16 protein-coding genes are annotated in these 18,881 nt (G+C 74.3%); 8 read left to right on the forward strand and 8 right to left on the reverse strand.

The annotated features are described in order from the left end of the window. Positions 1 to 158: 158 nt before the first annotated feature. Together ACIP5W_RS17720 and ACIP5W_RS17725 are read right to left on the reverse strand one after the other, a co-directional pair. A complete protein-coding gene (locus tag ACIP5W_RS17720; RefSeq protein WP_401473684.1) occupies positions 159 to 1,901 on the reverse strand; it encodes a sigma-70 family RNA polymerase sigma factor in 1,743 nt (580 codons plus the stop codon). A 138-nt stretch (positions 1,902 to 2,039) separates the two neighbouring features. After that, a complete protein-coding gene (locus ACIP5W_RS17725; protein WP_401473687.1) occupies positions 2,040 to 2,237 on the reverse strand; it encodes a hypothetical protein in 198 nt (65 codons plus the stop codon). Between the two features lie 540 nt (positions 2,238 to 2,777). On the opposite strand from ACIP5W_RS17725, the gene ACIP5W_RS17730 reads away from it, so the two are divergent. Then, a complete protein-coding gene (locus ACIP5W_RS17730; protein WP_401473690.1) occupies positions 2,778 to 3,944 on the forward strand; it encodes an alpha-lytic protease prodomain-containing protein in 1,167 nt (388 codons plus the stop codon). 105 nt (positions 3,945 to 4,049) lie between these two features. Here the strand turns inward: ACIP5W_RS17730 and ACIP5W_RS17735 are convergent, their stop codons facing one another. After that, entirely contained in the window at positions 4,050 to 4,571 is a 522-nt protein-coding gene (locus ACIP5W_RS17735; RefSeq protein WP_401473693.1) for a GNAT family N-acetyltransferase, read from the reverse strand. Between ACIP5W_RS17735 and ACIP5W_RS17740 the strand changes: the two genes are divergently transcribed. The 6 genes from ACIP5W_RS17740 to ACIP5W_RS17765 all read left to right on the forward strand — a co-directional run bounded on the left by ACIP5W_RS17740 (position 4,570) and on the right by ACIP5W_RS17765 (position 11,504). After that, complete coding sequence (locus ACIP5W_RS17740) at positions 4,570 to 5,160, forward strand: helix-turn-helix domain-containing protein (protein WP_401473696.1); 591 nt, start codon at positions 4,570 to 4,572, stop codon at positions 5,158 to 5,160. The two genes, ACIP5W_RS17735 and ACIP5W_RS17740, sit on opposite strands and share 2 nt — an antisense overlap. Beyond that, a complete protein-coding gene (locus ACIP5W_RS17745; protein WP_401473699.1) occupies positions 5,157 to 6,380 on the forward strand; it encodes an MFS transporter in 1,224 nt (407 codons plus the stop codon). Before ACIP5W_RS17740 ends, ACIP5W_RS17745 begins: the two co-directional genes overlap by 4 nt. Before the next feature lie 165 nt (positions 6,381 to 6,545). Next, positions 6,546 to 7,694, forward strand: coding sequence for a serine hydrolase domain-containing protein (locus tag ACIP5W_RS17750; protein ID WP_401473702.1), 1,149 nt, complete (start codon positions 6,546 to 6,548; stop codon positions 7,692 to 7,694). Between the two features lie 161 nt (positions 7,695 to 7,855). Further along, positions 7,856 to 9,508, forward strand: a complete 1,653-nt coding sequence (locus tag ACIP5W_RS17755; protein ID WP_401473705.1) for a protein kinase — start codon at positions 7,856 to 7,858, stop codon at positions 9,506 to 9,508. Further along, a complete protein-coding gene (locus ACIP5W_RS17760) occupies positions 9,505 to 10,194 on the forward strand; it encodes a hypothetical protein (protein WP_401473708.1) in 690 nt (229 codons plus the stop codon). The genes ACIP5W_RS17755 and ACIP5W_RS17760 overlap by 4 nt, the downstream gene beginning before the upstream one ends. A gap of 422 nt (positions 10,195 to 10,616) precedes the next feature. Beyond that, positions 10,617 to 11,504: an oxygenase MpaB family protein gene (locus tag ACIP5W_RS17765; protein ID WP_401473711.1), complete on the forward strand. Its 888-nt coding sequence runs from the start codon at positions 10,617 to 10,619 to the stop codon at positions 11,502 to 11,504. A gap of 24 nt (positions 11,505 to 11,528) precedes the next feature. On the opposite strand, the gene ACIP5W_RS17770 is transcribed toward ACIP5W_RS17765, so the two are convergent. From ACIP5W_RS17770 to ACIP5W_RS17780, 3 genes are all read right to left on the reverse strand, one after another. Beyond that, positions 11,529 to 11,918, reverse strand: a complete 390-nt coding sequence (locus ACIP5W_RS17770; RefSeq protein ID WP_401473714.1) for a hypothetical protein — start codon at positions 11,916 to 11,918, stop codon at positions 11,529 to 11,531. Between the two features lie 150 nt (positions 11,919 to 12,068). Further along, positions 12,069 to 13,988, reverse strand: coding sequence for a molecular chaperone HtpG (gene htpG, locus ACIP5W_RS17775; RefSeq protein WP_401473717.1), 1,920 nt, complete (start codon positions 13,986 to 13,988; stop codon positions 12,069 to 12,071). Between the two features lie 89 nt (positions 13,989 to 14,077). Then, the gene (locus tag ACIP5W_RS17780; RefSeq protein WP_366060574.1) at positions 14,078 to 14,224 is read right to left on the reverse strand and encodes a hypothetical protein; all 147 of its coding nucleotides are present in this window, start codon (positions 14,222 to 14,224) and stop codon (positions 14,078 to 14,080) included. A gap of 231 nt (positions 14,225 to 14,455) precedes the next feature. Here ACIP5W_RS17780 and ACIP5W_RS17785 point away from each other — a divergent pair, with 231 nt between their 5' ends. Further along, complete coding sequence (locus ACIP5W_RS17785) at positions 14,456 to 14,860, forward strand: DUF4190 domain-containing protein (protein WP_401473720.1); 405 nt, start codon at positions 14,456 to 14,458, stop codon at positions 14,858 to 14,860. A gap of 487 nt (positions 14,861 to 15,347) precedes the next feature. On the opposite strand, the gene ACIP5W_RS17790 is transcribed toward ACIP5W_RS17785, so the two are convergent. Then, positions 15,348 to 17,612, reverse strand: coding sequence for a catalase (locus tag ACIP5W_RS17790; RefSeq protein WP_401473723.1), 2,265 nt, complete (start codon positions 17,610 to 17,612; stop codon positions 15,348 to 15,350). Next, entirely contained in the window at positions 17,609 to 18,739 is a 1,131-nt protein-coding gene (locus ACIP5W_RS17795; protein WP_401473726.1) for a hypothetical protein, read from the reverse strand. Before ACIP5W_RS17795 ends, ACIP5W_RS17790 begins: the two co-directional genes overlap by 4 nt. Between the last annotated feature and the right edge of the window lie 142 nt (positions 18,740 to 18,881).

An 18,881-nucleotide genomic window follows, 5' to 3' on the forward strand; every position in this document is an offset into this window, starting at 1 on the left:
GACGACCGGCGCCGACCGGTCGAAGAGCGTCACCGTCCAGCGGTCCCGCGACCGGGCGGTACCGCCGCGGACGCACCCCCGGCCTCAGGACGGCGGGCTGTGCCCGGGCCTGCGCGGAGCGGCCGAGGCGGCCGGAGCGGGCGCGGTACGGCGTCCGCTCACAGCTTGGCGCCGAAGTTCTGCGTCCACCAGGGGCCGCCGCTTCCGTCGTGGATGCCCACGCCGATGTTCTTGAAGGCGCAGTTGAGGATGTTGGCGCGGTGTCCGGGGCTGTTCATCCAGGACGTCATCACGGACTCGGCGGTCTGCTGGCCCTTGGCTATGTTCTCCCCGTAGGTGGACCAGCGGTAGCCCGCGGCGGTGATGCGCTTGCCGGGGTCTGCGCCGTCCGGATCGGTGTGGTCGAAGAAGTCGCGGGCGGCCATGTCGTCGGAGTGGCCCTGCGCGGCGTCCCGCAGTTTCGCGTCATCGGTCAGCGGGCCGCAACCGGCCGCCGCCCGCTCCTCGTTGACCAGGGCGATCACCTGTGCGGCCATGCCGGACGGGGCCGACTGCGCGACCGGTGCGCGCGAGGCCTCAGGCCGCGGCGCGGGGGCCTTCACCGTGGCCGGCGGCGTGTTCTTGCTCGCCCGGGGACTCGGGGAGGCGCTCGGGCCGGGCGACGCCGAGGCGGACGCGGAAGCCGACGGGGAGGGCGAGGTGGACGGGGAGTTCCCGGGGGTGGTGCCGGGCGTGGTGGGATCCGTCAGGAGCACCTCGTCGGCGGTCCGTACCGCGGTGCCCCCACCGGGCTCGTCGCCCGGCCGGGTGCCGAACCAGTAGAGGCCGCCGCCCGCCACACAGGCGGCCACGACCGCCGCGCCGGCCGCCCGCCGCCGGACGCGGCGCCTGCGCCGCGCCGCGCCGCGGGCGGTGGTCCGCCCTCCCGGTGAGCGGTGGCCGCCGGACGGGACGGTCCCCGCGACGCTCTCGCCCGCTCCGAGGCCGTCATCAAGGCCGTCGCCGACACTCTCGCCGGCGCCGGGGCCGTCGGCAGCGCTCCCGCCACCGAGGTCGTGGCCGGCGCCGAGCGGGGAGGCCGCTCCCGCCGCGGCCACGGCCGACGGGTCCCAGGCCGAGCGGATCCTGGCCGCGAGAGCGGGGGACGCGGCCACCAGTGCCAGACCGGCGAGCAGTCCCTCCGCGGGCAACAGCCCGCTCCACAGGCCCGAACAACGCGTGCAACCGCGTGCGTGCCGGGCTGTCCGCTTGCGCCACAGCGCCGACGGCCGTCCGTCCCAGCTCGCCAGTACGCCCCACAGTTCCTCGCAGGGCGGCTGGGCGTCGAGCGCCCGTACGACCACGCGTGCGGCCTCCAGTTGCGCCTTCATGCGCTGCACGCGGACGGCGGTGTGCTGCGGGGACAGTTCCAGGGCCTCGGCCACCTCGGCGCGCGTCAGTGCGCCGGCGCACTCGAGCCACCAGAGGGACAGCAGGCTCCGGTCGTCGGGCTCGAGCCAGCGCGTGGCGCGCGCGGTCTCCTGGCGCTGCCCCGACAACTGAAGCCGCACCATGGTGAGATCGACGAAGTCGGCGCCCGGGTCGGCCAGGTCACCGGCCTCCTCCACGGGGCCCTGGGTGAACTGCCTCTGCTGCCAGTGCGCGCGGATCTGGTTCATGGTGATGGCCACCAGCCACGACCGGAAGCTCCCGGGGTCGCGCAGCGCGGCCAGCGAGTCCAGGGCGCGGAGCATCGTCTCCTGGACCACGTCGTCCACGTCCACGGAGCCGTTCAGCGCCCGGCCCACGATGTTGTAGACCAGCGGAAGGTACGCGCTGACCAGAGCGTCCTGTGCCGCCGGGTCGCCCTTTCGGGCAGCGGTCACCAGTGCCGCCGGCTCCATCGTGTGCTGAGTACTCATTGCAGCTTCCCTGTCGTCGATGCCGAACGTTGCTGTCCGTGACAAGGGAGATCTCTGCGGCCGCCTCGGATAACAGTTATTCGGAAATTCGTGTGGTGCGATGTTCACCGCACCGCCCCGCCACCGCAATGGGGAGGGTCACACCGGGCCGCCACCCGACTCGACGGCCCGCCGCCGTACGGCCGTTGACGAGCCGTCCACCACGTCCGCGACGTCCTGCCCGAAGGCGGCGGGCGCGACGAGGACGACGAAGACGACGACCACGACGAGCACGACGACCACGACGAGGATCAGCGGCACCGCGCGCTGCCTCCCGGGGCGGAACACGCTCCGCACGCCCCCTCCGCACGCCCCTCCGGGCGCATCCGTACGGGTGGCATCGGCCGGACGGCGAAGCGCCATGGGGCCGGGCGGCGTTGTGCAGGGCCCAACCACCGTCACCGGGAAAGGCACTTCGATGCGACGTACGATCCTCCTCGCCGTCTGCGCCCTGATCACCGCGGCCGCCACCGGCTTCTTCGCCACCAGCGCCATGCGCAGCCGCTGAGGCACCCCACCGGGCCGGTCACCGGAAGGACACCGACCCGCGACTCCGCACACACCAGCCCAGCGCCTCGGCGCGCGCCGACCCGGCGTGCGCCGAGGCGTGCGTGCGTCCAGGCGTGCGTGCGTCCAGGCGTGCGTGCGTCCAGGCGTGCGTGCGCCGAGGCGTGCGTGCGCCGAGGCGTGCGTCACGAGGCCACCGGGAAACCGAAGTCCGTCATTGGCATGGACCTGTCCACGACGGATGGCTACCCTCTACTCATCCGTACGAGAGCGCTCTCAGACGCGGTTGTTCCACCCCCACCTTGCTGGAACGACGAAGGGGCAACTCCCTTGAGACACCGCAGACTCAAGTACGCCGGACTCGCCGTCCTGCTCCTGGCCGGCAGCTGGACCACCGCCTCCGCCCTGCCCGCGGCGGCGAACGACTCCCCCGCACCGGCCGCCGCGGACTCCCGGCCGGTCTCCACCGGACTGCTGGCCGCGATGCAGCGCGACCTCGGCCTGTCGAAGCGTCAGGCCGAGGAGCGGCTCTCGGCCGAGCGCACCGCCACCGCAGTGGAGCCGCGGGCCCGCAGCGCCGCCGGAGCCTCCTACGGCGGCGCGTGGTTCGACGCGGCGGAGGGGCGGCTGACCGTGGCCGTCACCTCCGACGCCTCACCCGCGACGCTGCGCGCGGTCCGCTCCACCGGCGCCGCCGTGCGCACCGTCGAACACAGCGCGCGCGAACTCGACGCGGCCAAGGAACGGGTGGACCGGCTGCCCGCCCCGCGGGGGGTGAGCAGCTGGCACGTCGATCCCGAGGCCAACGCACTGGTGGTCGAGGTGGTCCGGGACAGGGCCGCCGACAACGATGTCCGCCGGTTCGTCTCACGGGCCCGCGCGGCCGGGCCCGTCAGCGTCGAGACGGTCGCCGCCGCGCCACGGACCTTCGCGGCGGGCACGGTCGGCGGTGACCCGTACTACACGGGCAACGTCCGCTGCTCCATAGGCTTCTCGGTGCACGGCGGGTTCGTCACCGCGGGGCACTGCGGCCGGGCGGGCGCCGGTGTCAGCGGCTGGGACGGCTCCTACGTCGGCGCCTTCCAGGGCTCGTCGTTCCCGGACAACGACTACGCCTGGGTGAGCGTCGGCAGCGGCTGGTGGACCGTACCGGTCGTGCTCGGCTGGGGGACCATCCCCGACCAGCTGGTGCGCGGTTCGGCCGAGGCGCCGGTCGGCAGCTCGATCTGCCGGTCGGGCTCCACGACGCACTGGCACTGCGGCAGCGTGCTGGCCAAGAACGAGACGGTGAACTACAGCCAGGGCGCGGTGCACCAGATGACGAAGACCAGCGTGTGCGCGGAACCCGGCGACTCGGGCGGTTCGTTCCTCAGCGGTGACCAGGCGCAGGGCGTCACCTCGGGCGGCTGGGGCAACTGCGGCAGCGGCGGGGAGACCTGGTTCCAGCCGGTCAACGAGATCCTCAACCGCTACGGGCTGACCCTGCACACGGCCTGATCCGCGGCGGACCCGGGAGCCCCGGCCGGCGGGCCGGTCGTACCCCGGGTCCGCGTCCCGGGTCCGCACCGCGGCATTGCGGCGCTCGCCCCGGTCGCCGCGGGGTCAGTCCTCCAGCGCCAGCCGCATGATCGTGAGGTCGAACCACCGGCCGAACTTCAGTCCCGCCTCGCGCACCGTGCCCACCTCCGTGAACCCGAACCGCCGGTGCAGCCGGATCGACGTGGCGTTGCCCGACTCGATCCCGGCGATCATGCTGTGGTGCCCGGCCCCGCGCGCCGCCTCGACAAGGGCGCCCAGCAGCGCGCCGCCGACCCCCAGGCCCTGGCTGCCCTCACGGACGTAGACGGAGTTCTCCACGGTGTGGCGGTAGCCGTCGAGGTCGCGCCAGGGGCCGTAGACCGCGAACCCGACGACCTCGCCGCCGGACTCCGCGACGAGCGCCGAGCCCCGCGCGAGGTGCGCGGCGAGCCAGACCGCGGCGTCGGCCGGCGACTGCCGGGTGTCGGTCCACAGGGCCGTCGAGGTGGCGACGGCGTGGTTGCGGATGACGCGGATGGCCTCGCCGTCGGCCGCGGTCGCCGGACGGACCCGCACCACCTCACGCTTCTCATATATTGTCACCATGTCCAACATAGTAGATCCCCTGGTGGAGCGGATCGCCGTCCGTGTCCGCGCCGAGCGCGAGCGACGCGGCTGGACCCTCAACGAGCTGGCCGGGGCCTCAGGGGTCTCCCGCGCGATGATCCACCGGATCGAACGGGGCGAGAGCAGTCCCACGGCCGTCGTGCTCGGCAAGCTGTCCGCCGCCTTCCGGCTCAGCGTCTCCTCGCTCCTGGCGCTCGCCGAGGCCGAGGCGCACGGGCCCGACGGCACGGCCGGGGTGCGGCGGCACGGCGACGCGACCGAGTGGCGTGATCCGGACACCGGCTACCGGCGCCGTCAGATCACCGGACCGCGCTTCCCCGTGGAGACGGCGGAGATCCGGCTGCCCGCCGGGGCGGCGGTGTCGTACCCGGCGGCGTCCTTCGCGTTCGCCCGGCAGGTGGTGTGGGTGCTGGACGGACGGCTGACCTTCCACGAGGGGAGCACCGTCCACGACCTCGGCCCCGGCGACACCGTGGAACTCGGCGAGCCCGCACCCTGCACCTTCGCCAACGACGGCGACGCCGAGTGCCGGTACGTCGTCATCCGCGCCCAGGCCGACCGGCCGTGAGCGGCCCGGCCCTCCCCCGGCACGGCACCCTGCTGCTCGCGGGCACCGCGGCGACGGCGATCGCCGACAACTACGTCCTCCAGCCCTCCCTCACCGACGTGGCCGCCGACCTCGGGCTGTCCTCCGCCACGGCGGGGCTGGTCCCGACGGCCACCCTCGCCGGCTGCACGACGGGGTTCGCGCTGCTGCTTCCCCTCACCGACCGGGTCGCCCCGCACCGGCTGGTCGGCGTCCAGCTGTGCGGGCTGGCCGCGGGGCTCGTGCTGGCCGCCGCCGCACCGAACGCGCCGGTCCTGCTGACCGCCTGTCTGCTCATCGGCGCGATGGCCGGGGTCGCGGCGCAGGCCGGTGCCATCGCGGGCCGGTACGCCGCACCCGGCCGGCGCGGCAGGGCCATGGCCACGGTCGCCACCGGCCTGTCCGCCGGCATCCTGCTGAGCCGCTGGGCCGGCGGAAGCCTGGCCGACCTGCTCGGCTGGCGCCGCATGCTGCTCGTCTTCGCCGGTCTCGCCCTCCTCGGCGCGCTCGCCACCTCGCGGCTCCTGCCCCGCGAACGCCCGCGTCCCGAGGAGGGTTATCCCGCCGCGCTCGCGGCCATGGGGCCACTGCTGCTCCGGCACCGCCCGCTGCGCCGCGCCGTGACCCTGGGCGGCCTGTGGTACTTCGCCTTCAACGTCGTCTGGGTGGCCCTCACCCTCACGCTGGCGCGTCCGCCCCACTCGCTCGACGCCACCGCCATCGGTCTGTACAGCCTGGCCGGTCTCCTCGGGTTCGTGGCGCTGCCGTTCACCGGCCGCCTGGTCGACCGGTACACGCCGGGCCGGGTCACCGTCGGGGCCGTGACGGCCGCCGCCCTCGGCACGGCGGTCCTGGCCGCCGGTTTCCCGCACCCGGCGGCGACCGTGGCGGGGCTGGCCCTGTTCGACGCGGGCTGTTTCGCCGCGCAGGCCGCCAACCAGAGCGTCGTCGTCGCCGTCGACCCCCACCGCGCCGGCAGCCTCACCGGCGTCTACCTCGTGCTCTACTTCGCCGTCGGCGCGCTGGGCGCGGCCGTCACCGGGCCCCTCCTCGACCTGCTCGGCTGGCGGGGCACGATCCTCACCGCCCTGAGCGCCCTCCTCGTCGCCGGCGGGCTCGCCGCCGCGCGCCGCGCAGGACCCCGTCAGGAGAGGGGCACCGGAGAGGACCGGCGCCGGCCGGCCGCCCTGCGGCCCCGCTGACCCCGGGGACGCGGCGCCGGCGCCGAGACGCCCGGCCGGCGTACCACCGACCGGTCCCCGCCGCGCGTTCCGGCGAGGACCGATGAGTTCCGGCGGACGGCCCGGTCTCCCCTGTGCACGGCCGCCCCGCGCACCGGCGGGCCGGCGGACGGAAGGCGGAACACCATGAGCGGCCTGTACGACCTCCTGCGGCGGTACGTCGACGACGGCACGGTCCCCGGGGCGGTGGCCCTCGTGGCGCGGGGCGGCCGGACCGAGACGGTGGCCGCCGGGACGTTCGAGTTCGGCGGCGGCTCCCCGATGCGGGAGGACACCCTGTTCCGCCTCGCCTCGATCACCAAACCGGTGATGGCCGCGGCGCTGCTGACGCTGGTCGACGAGGGCCGGCTGGCGCTGGACGAACCGGTGAAGGGCTGGCTGCCGGAACTCGCCGCCCCCCGGGTGGTGCGCACCCCGGACGCGGTTCTCGACGACGTGGTCCCGGCGCGGCGGGACGTCACCGTGGAGGACCTGCTCACCTTCCGGGCCGGCCACGGCTTCCCCGAGGACTTCTCGCTCCCGGCCGTCCGGCAGCTCTTCGGGACGCTCCAGAAGTCCGGCCTGGACCCGCGGTACACGCCCGCGCCCGACGAGTGGATGGACCGCCTCTCCCGCATCCCGATGGTGCGCCAGCCGGGCGAGGCATGGCTGTACAACACCGCCTCCGACGTCCAGGGGGTGCTGGCGGCGCGCGTGTCGGGGCAGCCGCTGCCGGAGTTCCTGGCGGAACGCGTCCTCGAACCGCTCAGGATGACCGACACCGCCTTCTGGGTGCCGGCCGACCGGCTCGCCCGGCTGCCCACCTTCTACCGGCCGGGCGCGGAAGGCGTGCCCGAGGTGATGGACCCGCCCGGCGGCCAGTGGAGCGGGCCGCCCGCCTTCCCCTCGGGCGCCGGCGGACTCGTGTCCACCGCGCGGGACTGGCTCGCCTTCGCCCGGATGCTGCTGGCCGGCGGCACGGCGGAGGGCCGGCGGGTGCTGTCGGAGGAGTCCGTGCGCCGGATGACGACCGACCACCTCACCCCCGGACAGCGTGCCTCGTGCGGACTGTTCCTGGAGGGCCAGGGCTGGGGTTACGGCGGTTCGGTGGACGTCGAACGGGTCCGCCCGTGGAACGTGCCCGGCCGCTACGGCTGGGTCGGCGGCTCCGGCACGTCGGCACATCTGGTCCCCGCCGACGGGACGGTGACCGTCCTGCTCACCCAGATGGCGATGACCGGGCCGACCCCGCCCGCCCTGATGCGTGACTTCTGGCAGCTGGCCGCCGCGGCCTGACGTCCGCCGCCCGACGTCCGCGGCCGGGCGTGACGTCTGCGGCCGGGCGTGGCACCATCGGCCGGACCGCAACCGTTCTGGCCGAAAACGTGTCTTCGTCCGCGTGGCCCGATGTGCCGGGCGCGGGTGTCACGGGCGTAGTGCGGGCTTGGGGGACGGCGATGAACACATGGGCGGTACCGGGGTACTCCGAGTCGCTCGAACTCGGGTCCGGGGCGAGCGGGCGGGTGGTGCTGGCCGTCCACGAGCCGACGGGTGTGCCGGTCGCGGTGAAGTACCTCAGCGAGTCGCTGCGGACGCGGCCGGGCTTCGTGCACGGGTTCCGCGCGGAGGCGCAGCTGCTCGCCGGACTGAGCAGCCCGCACGTGGCCGGTCTCTACGAGTACGTCGAGGCCACGAACGGCGCCGCCATCGTGATGGAACTGGTGGACGGCGTCTCCCTGCGGGCCGCGCTGGCCAGGCAGGGCCCGCTGTCGCCCGAGGCCGCGCTGGTCGTCCTCAAGGGCTCGCTGCTCGGTCTCGCCGACGCGCACCGGGTCGGCGTGGTCCACCGCGACTACAAACCGGAGAACGTCCTGGTCTCCCCCGAGGGCGTGTCCAAGCTGGTCGACTTCGGCATCGCCGTGGACGCCGGTGTGCGGGCCGGTGCCGCGGGAACGCCCGCCTACATGGCCCCGGAGCAGTGGACCGGCGCCCCGGCCTCGCCCGCCGGTGACGTGTACGCCGCCACGGCCACCTTCTTCGAGTGCCTCACCGGGCACCGGCCCTACACGGGCGACAACCTGGCCGAACTGGCGCTGCAGCACGTCGAGGGCACCGTCCCGGTCGCGGAGGTGCCCGAGGCGGTGCGGTCGCTGGTCGGCCGGGGTCTGGCCAAGTCTCCGGAGCACCGGCCCTCGGACGCGGCGGCGTTCGTCGCGGAGCTGGAAGGGGTCGCCGCGGCGGCGTACGGGAGCGACTGGGAGGAGCGGGGACGCGGCCGGCTGGCCGCGCTGGTCGCGCTGTTCCTGTTCCCCCGTCCGACCGGCCAGGAGATGCCGACGACCGCCACCGACACGGCCCGTACGGTGTTCGGCCGGGGAGCGGGCAGCGGGCTGCGCCCGTGGCGGCCCACCTGGCCGGGGCTCGCGGTGTCCGTGGCCGTCGTGCTCGTGGCGATCCTGGCGGCGCGCGGCGTCGGCGCGGACACCGTCGCCGACTCCCGGCAGGCCGCGCAGGCCCTGGCCACCACGAGCGCCGTGCCCGCCGTGCCCGCCGCGCCCACGGGCACGGTCGCGCCGAGCGCCGCGTCGCCGACGCCGACGACGACGCCCTCCGAAGCGCCGTCCGCCACCGCCTCGTCCGGCAGCCCGGCTCCCCCGTCCGCGTCCCTGGCCCCCTCGCCCTCCGCGGCGCCGGCCACCCCGAGCGCGGGGCCGACCACCGCGGAGCCCTCGCTGCCGGCGTCTCCCGGCTCCACGGCCGGCACCTCCGCTCCCCCGGGCCCGCCCGCGGTCAAGGACGTCACCGTGACCGGGTTCCGGCAGACCGGGCCCGGCACGGCCACGGCGACGGTCACCGTCACGACGGACGGCACCGGCCCGTTCTCCGTCACCGTCGGCTGGTTCACCGGGAACGTCAGCGGCCGGCCGGGGACCGGCGACGGGGCACCGACGACGCAGCAGCGCAGCGGTGCCACGCAGTACTCCTTCACCGTCGACCACGCCTTCCAGGGCAGCGGCTGCTACTGGACGGTCCAGGTCGGCACCAGCCCCGTCGCCGCCGGCGGCGACGCCTCCCAGCAGCTCCTGACCAGGCAGTGTGAACTCCGATGACCATCCCCGACGGCGCGACGCCCGCACCCGGTTCCCTCCCCCCGGCGAAACCCGGGGCCGGGGACGACGACTACAGCGCGACCGTGCTGGCCAGCCACTGGGTCCAGCTGCCCGACCCCGGCCCCGACCCCGATTCCGGCCCCGCCGCGGAACCCGCTCCGACCCTCGTGGCCGGCACGGTGGCCGTTCCCGGTGACGGGACCGTCCTGCGCTTCGGTCCCGGCGTGACGGCGGCCCTGACCCGGCAGCCACGTCCGACGCCGCCCACGCCCGTGCCGCCCACGCCGGCGCACCGCCGGCTGCGGCGCCACGCGCTGCCCGCGCTGGTGCTGGTCGCCGCCGTCCTGTTCCTGTTCTGGCGTCAGCACACGGCATCCACGGTGGGTGTGCGCGAGGTGTCGGTGTCGGTCGCGCGGGAGCTCCAGGGCTGTGACACGACCGCCGGCGTGGTCGGGGTCATCCGCACCGACGGCCGGCCGGGCACGCTCTCCTACCGGTGGGTGCGCAGCGACGGCACCTCCTCCGCCGTACGGCACGCCACGGTCGCGCGGGGACAGCGGCACGTGCGGCTCCAGTTGCTGTGGACCTTCCGGGGGCCCGGCCGGCACGAGGCGGTGGCGGAGCTGCGGGTGCTGTCGCCCGAGCGGCGGTCGGCCGAGGCACGGTTCGTGTACGACTGCTCCTGACCGCCTGCTCCTGACATCCGTCCGCCACCGCTGCCGCCGTCGGCGCGTCGCCTCGCGCGCCCCTGGGGGGGGCCGGCTGCTCGCCGAGGAGTGTGCACGGGGTCGGTCTGACTCGATCGTGTGATGGTCGGCTCCCGGACTTGTGGCGTCCTGGGCCGTTCGGGCTACGGTGATGGTGCAACCTGCGACGCCGGGTACGGCATCGGCGTGCGGGGCCCCGCTCCACCGCAGTGGTGGTCCGGGCCCTCCCCGTGGCCTCCGGCCGTACCCGTCCGGCCAGGCCGTGAGGGAACGGCCTCCCGGAATCGTTCGGGACGCACGACTGAGAGGTGTCACTCCTGCTCGGCCCGCAGGAGCGGCAGAAAAGGACGGACGCCGCGAGCCTGCGCTTCCCGGTGGGCCGAGAGGAGGCCACGGCAGCCATGAGGACGATCGGAACGAACGGCCCGAGTCCGCGCGAGCGGCTGGGGCAGGGCCTCTTCGCGCGCGTCGCCGGGCCCGACGGGGTGCGCAACCGCGCCCGCATCCACGGCACGCCGGGCCCGCGCTGGTTCGGACCGGAGCGTCCCGTCCGCCAGGTGCACGGCGACGCCTCGATGTTCGTCGGCGGCCTGTCCGCCCTGCTGCTCCAGTCGCTGCATCCGCTCGCCATGGCCGCCGTGGCCGCGCACTCGGGTTTCCGGGGCGACCCGTGGGGCCGGCTCCAGCGCACCAGCACCTTTCTCGCGACGACGACGTACGGCACCGCCGAGCACGCCCAGCAGGCCTGCGACCAGGTCCGCACCGTCCACGAACGCGTCCGCGGGGTCACCGCGAGCGGGGAGCCGTACCGCGCGTCGGACCCGCACCTGCTGGCCTGGGTGCACGTCGCCGAGGTCGACAGCTTCCTCCGCGCGCACCAGCGCTACGGCCTGCGCCCCCTGTCGGACGAGGAGTGCGACGGGTACGTCGAGGACACGGCCCGGATCGCCGTCGCCCTCGGCATCCCCGATCCGCCGCGCAGCAGGGAGTCGCTCGCGGCGCGGTTGTCGGCGTACCGCCCGGAGCTGCGCGCCACACCCGAGGCCCGGGACACCGCCCGCTTCCTCCTGCTGAACCCGCCGGTCCCCCTCGTGGCTCGCCTGCCCTACGGCGTACTGGCCGCCAACGCCGTGTCGCTGCTCCCCGGCTGGGCCGCCGCCGAGCTGCGCCTCCCCCGGTTCGCCGTCGTCGACACCCTGTGCGTGCGGCCGCTGGGGGCCGCGATGACGGCGGCGATCCGCTGGGCGATGATGCCGACCCGGCGTGCGGTGGTCGCGCCGCCGGTCTGACGGGGTGGTGCCGCGCGTGCCGCCTCACGCCGCCCGGATGCGGTCCCGGGTGCGGGCCGGGACCGGGGCCGCATAGGGGCGGTGGGGGGCCGGGGGTATGCGGGTGGGGGCCGGGGCGGTGCGCAGCGGCCGGACCCGGTAGGTGGTCTTCGTGGGGTCGGTGAGGGGGTCGCCGAGGGTGATGCGGCCGGCGGCCTGCAGTTCGTCGCACTCGGCGGTGGGGAGGGCGACGTAGCAGCCGCCTCTGCCGGTGGTGGAGTCCAGCGGGCGCCAATAGCTGTACCTGCGGCGGCCGTTGGCGTGCACGGTGACGAAGACCGGGGTGCGGGCGTCCGAGACGATGCGCAGGATGTCGGCCGTGGCCGGGGTTCGAGGCGTGTCGGCGGACTGCGGCCGGATCGCGGTGAGCGGCATCAGCGGTGACCTCTTTCAGGGCAGGGACTCGAGACCGCCTACCCCGTCTTGCCCGGAGTTGATCTCGCTTCCGCGTATTCTTCAGCACACCGCTGACAATTCGTCGAGGGGTGGCACCTTGGGCGCGGCGCCACCCCTTCGGAAATCCTGCTAAAGGGCGCGTTCCAGGCGTTCGGCGAGGAGTTGTGTGAAGCGGGCGGGCTCCTTCGGCCGACCGCCTTCCGCGAGTACCGCGAGGCCGTGGAGGAGTTGTGCGTCCTCGGCGAGCGCGGCCCGGTCCGCCCGGTCGCGCAGGGCCCGGTTGAGGCCCTTCACGAGGGTGTGGTCGGGGTTGAGTTCGAGGATGCGCCGGGCGCGGGGGACGTCCTGGCCCATCGCGCGGTAGAGGTTCTCCAGCGCCGGGGTCAGGTCGTCGGTGTCGGAGACCAGGCAGGCCGGGGAGACCGTGAGCCGGGAGGACAGCCGGACCTCCTTGACGTCCTCCCCGAGCTGCTCCTTCATCCAGGCGAGCAGGTCGGCGTACTCCTCGTTCTGCTTCTCCCGGCTCTCCTCGGGCTTCTCCTCGTCACCGTCGCCGTCGAGGGGGAGCTCGCCCTTGGCCACGGACCGCAGCGGCTTGCCGTCGAACTCGGCGACCGCGTCGGTCCACACCTCGTCGACCGGGTCGGTCAGCAGCAGGACCTCGATGCCGCGGTCCCGGAAGGCCTCCATGTGCGGCGAGTTCTCGATGGCGTCGCGGGAGTCGCCGGTCATGTAGTAGACGGCGTCCTGCCCGTCCTTCATCCGCTCCACGTACTGCTTGAGCGTCGTCGGCTCCGAGGCGTCGTGCGTGGTGGCGAACGACGAGACGGCGAGGAGGGCCTCACGGTTGTCCGCGTCGGTCACCAGCCCCTCCTTCAGGACGGGGCCGAACTCCCGCCAGAACGTGGCGTACCGGTCGGGGGCGGCGTTCGCCATGTCCTTCACCGAGGACAGGACCTTCTTCGCCAGCCGCCGGTGCATCAGCTGGATGTGGCGGTCCTGCTGGAGGATCTCACGGGACACGTTGAGCGAGAGGTCCTGGGCGTCGACGACGCCCTTGACGAACCGCAGGTACGGCGGGAGGAGGGCCTCGCAGTCGTCCATGATGAAGACGCGCTTGACGTAGAGCTGGACGCCGCGCTTGTGGCCCTGGGTGAACAGGTCGTGCGGGGCGTGCGAGGGGATGAACAGCAGCGCCTGGTACTCGAAGGTGCCTTCGGCCTGGAGCCGGATGGTCTCCAGCGGGTCGTTCCAGTCGTGGCTGATGTGCTTGTAGAGCTCGTGGTACTCCGCGTCCTCGACCTCGTCGCGCGACCGCGCCCAGAGCGCCTTCATCGAGTTCAGCGTCTCGGGTTCGGGCGCGGCGCCGTCGCTCTCCCCGCCGTCGCCGGCCGGGGCCTGCGGGGTCATCCGGATCGGCCAGGTGATGAAGTCCGAGTACCGCTTGACGATCTCCCGGAGCTTCCACGGCGAGGTGTAGTCGTGGAGCTGGTTCTCCGGGTCGGCCGGCTTGAGGTGGAGGGTGATGGTGGTGCCCTGCGGCGCCCCGTCGACGGTCTCCAGCGTGTAGGTGCCCTCGCCGCGCGACGACCAGCGCGTGCCCTGCGCCTCGCCGGCCCGCCGGGTCACCAGGGTGACCTCGTCGGCCACCATGAAGCTGGAGTAGAAGCCGACGCCGAACTGCCCGATGAGGTTCTCGGCGCCGGCCTCGTCGTCGGCCTGCCGCAACTGCTCGAGGAACTTCGCCGTGCCGGAGTTGGCGATGGTGCCGATCAGCTCCGCCACCTCGTCGTACGACATGCCGATGCCGTTGTCCCGCACGGTCAGGGTGCGGGCCTCGCCGTCGGCCTCGATGCCGATGTGCAGGTCGGACACGTCGGCGTCCAACGTGTCGTCGCGCAGCGCCGCCAGGCGCAGCTTGTCCAACGCGTCCGAGGCGTTGGAGACGAGTTCACGCAGGAAGACATCCTTGTTCGAGTAGATCGAGTGGATCATCAGCTGCAGGAGCTGACGGGCCTCTACGCGGAACTCAAACGTTTCGGTCGGCATGATGGGCGACTACCTCTCCGTCCCAGGTCATCCGGAACTGACTGACGGCAGTCACTTTAGAACAGTCGGTCACCGGCGCGCTCGCCCGGCTACCGCCGCGTGCGCAGCCGGTCCAGCAGCCGGCGCGCCTGGGCCCGCCGGCGCGGATCGGACGCCGTACGGCGCACCTGCTCCATGGTGCGGCGGCCCTGAGGGCTCCTGCTGAACTCCTTGATGCGCTGGATGACGGTGGCCATCGTCGTCCTCCTCGGGTCGGATCGGTCGCTGTCCTCGTCCGCCTACCCGGCCGGGCGCCGATCAGGCCCAAAATCCTTGATCGTCCGGCGAGTTCGGCCGTCGCGAGGTGGCGCGCCGGCCGCGGGCATGGGCCGGGGAGGAGGGGGCAACCGACCTGCACCGCGGTCCGCGACTTCGCGGAGGCCGCCGGCACCGCACCCGCGATCCCCGTACCGGAGGGAGTCACCACCATGACCTCGGCCCAAGGCCCGTACGGACAGCCCCGGCCCCCGTACGGCACGACGCCCGAGCACCGCAACGGATTCGGGATCGCGGCGCTCGTGCTGGGCATCGTGGCCGTCGTGCTCTTCTGGACCGTCTTCGGCGGCATCGTCCTCGGGCTGCTCGCCCTGGTCTTCGGCGTCCTGGGACACCGCCGCGCGAGGCGTGGCGTCGCCACCAACGGCGTCATGGCCATCGTCGGCGCGGTGACGGGAGCCCTCGGCCTGATCGGTTCGTCGGTCATCCTCGCTGCGGGCGTGTCGCTGCTCGACTCGGACGAGTTCAAGAGCTACTCCGACTGTGTCGAGCACGCCGAGACGCAGGCCGAACGCGATCAGTGCGCCAAGGACTTCGACCGGGACGTGAACAACTGACGTACCGCGTCGGGCACGTCCGCCGTGCGACCGATGATGCCCCGGCGCCACGCCCGACACCACGTCGGGCGTGGCGCCGTCGGGCGTCCGGTCCGAGGCGGGCCGCACGTGGGGCAGGTCGTCGGGCACGTCCGGGAAGAGACGGCCGTAGAGGTCCGGGCCCTTGCGCACGAGCGCGGACCGGTGGCCGCGGTGGGATTCCGGGTCGCCCGGCCACGGCGGCAGTTCACCGGCGTCGGCCGGCTCCCGCCGGGTGCGGACGCCGGTTTCGCCGCGGCTGCCGGTGAAGCCGGCGCGGGGAAGGAAGGTCCGCACGGGCCGCCCCCGGCGGGAGAACGGGGAGCCGCCGGCCGCACGCTGCGGAAGTGCGCGGCCGGCGGCCGGGCGGATGGGCGGATGGGCGGGCCGTCGTGGACCGGCAGGCCGGTCAGGCCGCGGCTCGGCCGGTCAGGCCGCGGCTCGGCCGGTCAGGCCGCGGCTCGGCCGGTCAGGCCGCGGCGAACCTGTCCCACGCGCGGTGCCCGCCCAGGAGACGGGTGAGCTGCTCCAGGACGGCCGTACCCGAGGCGCCGGCGACGACGCCCGGTGCGCCGGCGGGCACCCCGGACGCGTCGAGGACGGCCTCGCCGCCCGCCCAGGCGCCGAGGGCCTTGCCGTGCCGGAAGGCCTCCGACACCAGCAGGCTGACGCGCGGGTCCACGGGCGCCGGGCCCACGGCGGCGGGGAGCCCCTTGGCGTCACGGGCGCCGTAGGCGTCGCCGCCCACGGCGGGGGTTCCCGCCAGCAGCAGCGCGTCGAACTCGACGGACCGCGCGCCTGCGTAGGTGCGCTGCACCGTCAGGGAGCCCAGGGTGCCGCCGACCGGGCCGATCACCAGGGGGACCATGCCGCCTTCGAGGACGGCGTCGCGTACGGCGCGTACCCCGTCGAGGTCGCCGTCCGGGCCCGCGACGATGCCGATGACCCGGCCGTCCGTGGGCCAGGTGCGGCCCACCTGCGACAGGGCCGGACTGGGCTCGACGTCCGCGAGCGGCACGGTCGGCTGCGGCGCCGGCAGGCCGAGGCCCGTCGCCACCTCGCCGCACAGCTCCGGGTCGATGTTGGCCAGGACCTGCAACGCCCGCTCCCTGATGGCCTGTTCGTAGCACTTGGAGAGTTCGAAGGTGTAGGCGCCGATGATGTGCTCGCGCTCCACCGGGCTCATGCTGAGCCAGAACCGGCGCGGCTGGCTGAAGTGGTCCGCGAACGACTCGGGTGCCTCACGCACCTTGGTGGCCTCGGGCACCGGCACCGGCGACTCGATGTAGGCACCGGTGTCCGCGCCGGCGGTGAACGGGCAGCCGCCGTCGAGGGAGTTGGGCCGGTAGGGGGCGACACCCCGGTGCACGGCCGTCTGGTGCATGCCGTCGCGCAGCATGTCGTTGACCGGCGCGTGCGGCCGGTTGATGGGCAGCTGGGGGAAGTTGGGGCCGCCGAGCCGGGTGATCTGGGTGTCGAGGTAGGAGAACAGGCGCCCGGCCAGCAGCGGGTCGTCGGTGATGTCGATGCCCGGCACGAGGTGGCCGACGTGGAAGGCGACCTGCTCGGTCTCGGCGAAGAAGTTCGAGGGGTTGCGGGTGAGGGTCAGCAGCCCGACCGGCCGCACGGGGGCCAGTTCCTCGGGGACGAGGTTGGTCGGATCCAGCAGGTCGATGCCCTCGAAGGTCTGGTCCGGGGTGTCGGGGAAGGTCTGGATGCCCAGCTCCCACTGAGGGTACGCGCCCGCCTCGATGGCGTCGGCGAGGTCCCGGCGGTGGAAGTCCGGGTCGACGCCGTTGATGATCTGCGCCTCCTCCCACACCAGGGAGTGCACACCCAGCCTGGGCTTCCAGTGGAACTTCACCAGCGTCGTGCCGCCGTCGGCGTCGACCAGGCGGAAGGTGTGGACGCCGAAGCCCTCCATCGTGCGGTACGAGCGCGGGATGCCCCGGTCGGACATGTTCCACAGGGTGTGGTGGGTGGCCTCGGTGTGCAGGGTGACGAAGTCCCAGAAGGTGTCGTGCGCGCTCTGGGCCTGCGGGATCTCGCGGTCCGGGTGCGGTTTGCCCGCGTGGATGACGTCCGGGAACTTGATGGCGTCCTGGATGAAGAAGACGGGCATGTTGTTCCCGACCAGGTCGAAGACGCCCTCGCTGGTGTAGAACTTCGTCGCGAAACCGCGGGTGTCCCGCACGGTGTCGGACGAACCGCGCGAGCCCAGCACCGTGGAGAACCGCACGAAGACGGGTGTCTCCTCGTCCTCCGCGAGGAAGTCGGCCCTGGTCACGGAGGCCGCCGTGCCGTAGCTCTGGAACACCCCGTGGGCCGCCGCGCCCCGGGCGTGCACCACCCGCTCCGGGATGCGCTCGTGGTCGAAGTGCATGACCTTCTCGCGCAGATGGTGGTCCTGGAGCAGTACGGGGCCGCGGGGTCCGGCCTTGAGCGAGTGGTCGGTGTCGTGGAGGCGGGTCCCCTGGGCGTTCGTCAGGTAGCTGCCGGACTGCGCGACGCGGGCCTGGTCGGCTCCCGTGGGCTGTCCCGTCGGGGACACGGTGTCGGGCCCGCTCTGGTCCGGCTTGGGCGGCAGGGGGTCCGTCGGCCGGGTCGGCTCGGCGACCGGAGGGGACTGGGTGCCCGGCTTCCCGGGGATCCCGTCCTCCGGCCCCGCTCCGTCGGCGCGCAAGGTGTCGACGACCTTCTCCGCCGCCCGCTTGATGGGATTGCTCTCGCTCATCGCTTCCTTCGCTTCTCACTCGTGGCGCGGATGTGTGCCGGGGCCGCGTGGCGGTCCGGCTGCCGACGGCAGCGGAGGGCGTACGGCCTCCTCCGCACCTGCTCGCGGGTGGCGGGGGGCCGCGGGGACCACGGCGTCAAAGGCACACAAAGGCCTACGAAAAGGTGGTTCCGTGCATCAATCTGGCACGGTCGGGAGTCCGTCGCAGTGGCTCGTCCACCAGCCGGGTGACCGGCGGCAGCGGGATCCGGGCAGACCCGGAACGGGTCGCGCGCCGCGGCCGGACGAACCGGGCGGGCGCGGCGCCGCGACCCCTTCGGTCCCGCGGAGGCCCGGTGGCCCTCGGAGCGGACACCGGCCTCCTCCCCCGCCTCGCGCATCGTGCGGCCCGACGCCGCACCCGGACGGGAGGAGCCCCCGGAGCCGGTGCCCGCGCCGGTCACCTCGTCGGTCGTGTCGGTCTTCTCCCGGTTCTCTTCCGGTTCTCTTCCGGCACCGTCATCACGGCCGTCCCTTCCGCGCACGTCGAACAGATCGCGGGCCGAGTACCCGATGCCCGCGACGCACACACGGCGGCTTCCGGCCACCGCCGGGCGTCCGCCGGGAGCCGCCGTCGTGGACGGTGCCACTGGTCCACCCGGTCGCCCATCCGTCCGTCCGCTCGGCGGTGGGTGCGCCGCTGCGGCAGCCCGCACCGGCCGGAGCCGGCCACGGGGCCCCGGGCGAAGCGGAGGCCCGCCGTGATCGGCGCGGGCACGGCGCTCCCCGGCCTCGCGCTCGGCGGGCTGCGGGGCCGGGGAGCACGGCCGGGAGCACGGCCGGGAGCGCGCCGCGGACCGGTCAGGTGGCGCGGACCGGTCGGGCGGCGCGGGTGCGGTCGGGCGGCGCGGGTGCGGTCGGGCGGCCTCGGCCAGGCAGGTGCTGAAACAGATGACACGATTCTCGCCGGAGCCGCGTCCGGCGGAGGCGGCGATGTCGTGCGGTGCGAGGGTGCGGCACGGGGCCCACCGGCCGTCGGCGTGGTCGACGGTCACGCTCACGGTGGTGTCGCGGTCGTTGACGACGGTGGTGCAGCGCCGGCAGGCGTAGTGGTGCGCACGGTCGGGGGCCGGTGTCGCGGTGCGCACGGTCGGGGGCCGGTGTCGCGGGCGGGCCGGCGATCGCGGCGCGGGAAGCCGCCGGGCTCGTCAGCAGGACGGCGGGCGCGGCGGCGGTCATGGCCGCGGCCCGTGCAAGGAGACGCGGCACTGCTCTTCCTCAAGAGGTGAG

The sequence above is a fragment of the Streptomyces sp. NPDC088766 genome (assembly GCF_044750845.1).
Lineage (GTDB): Bacteria > Actinomycetota > Actinomycetes > Streptomycetales > Streptomycetaceae > Streptomyces.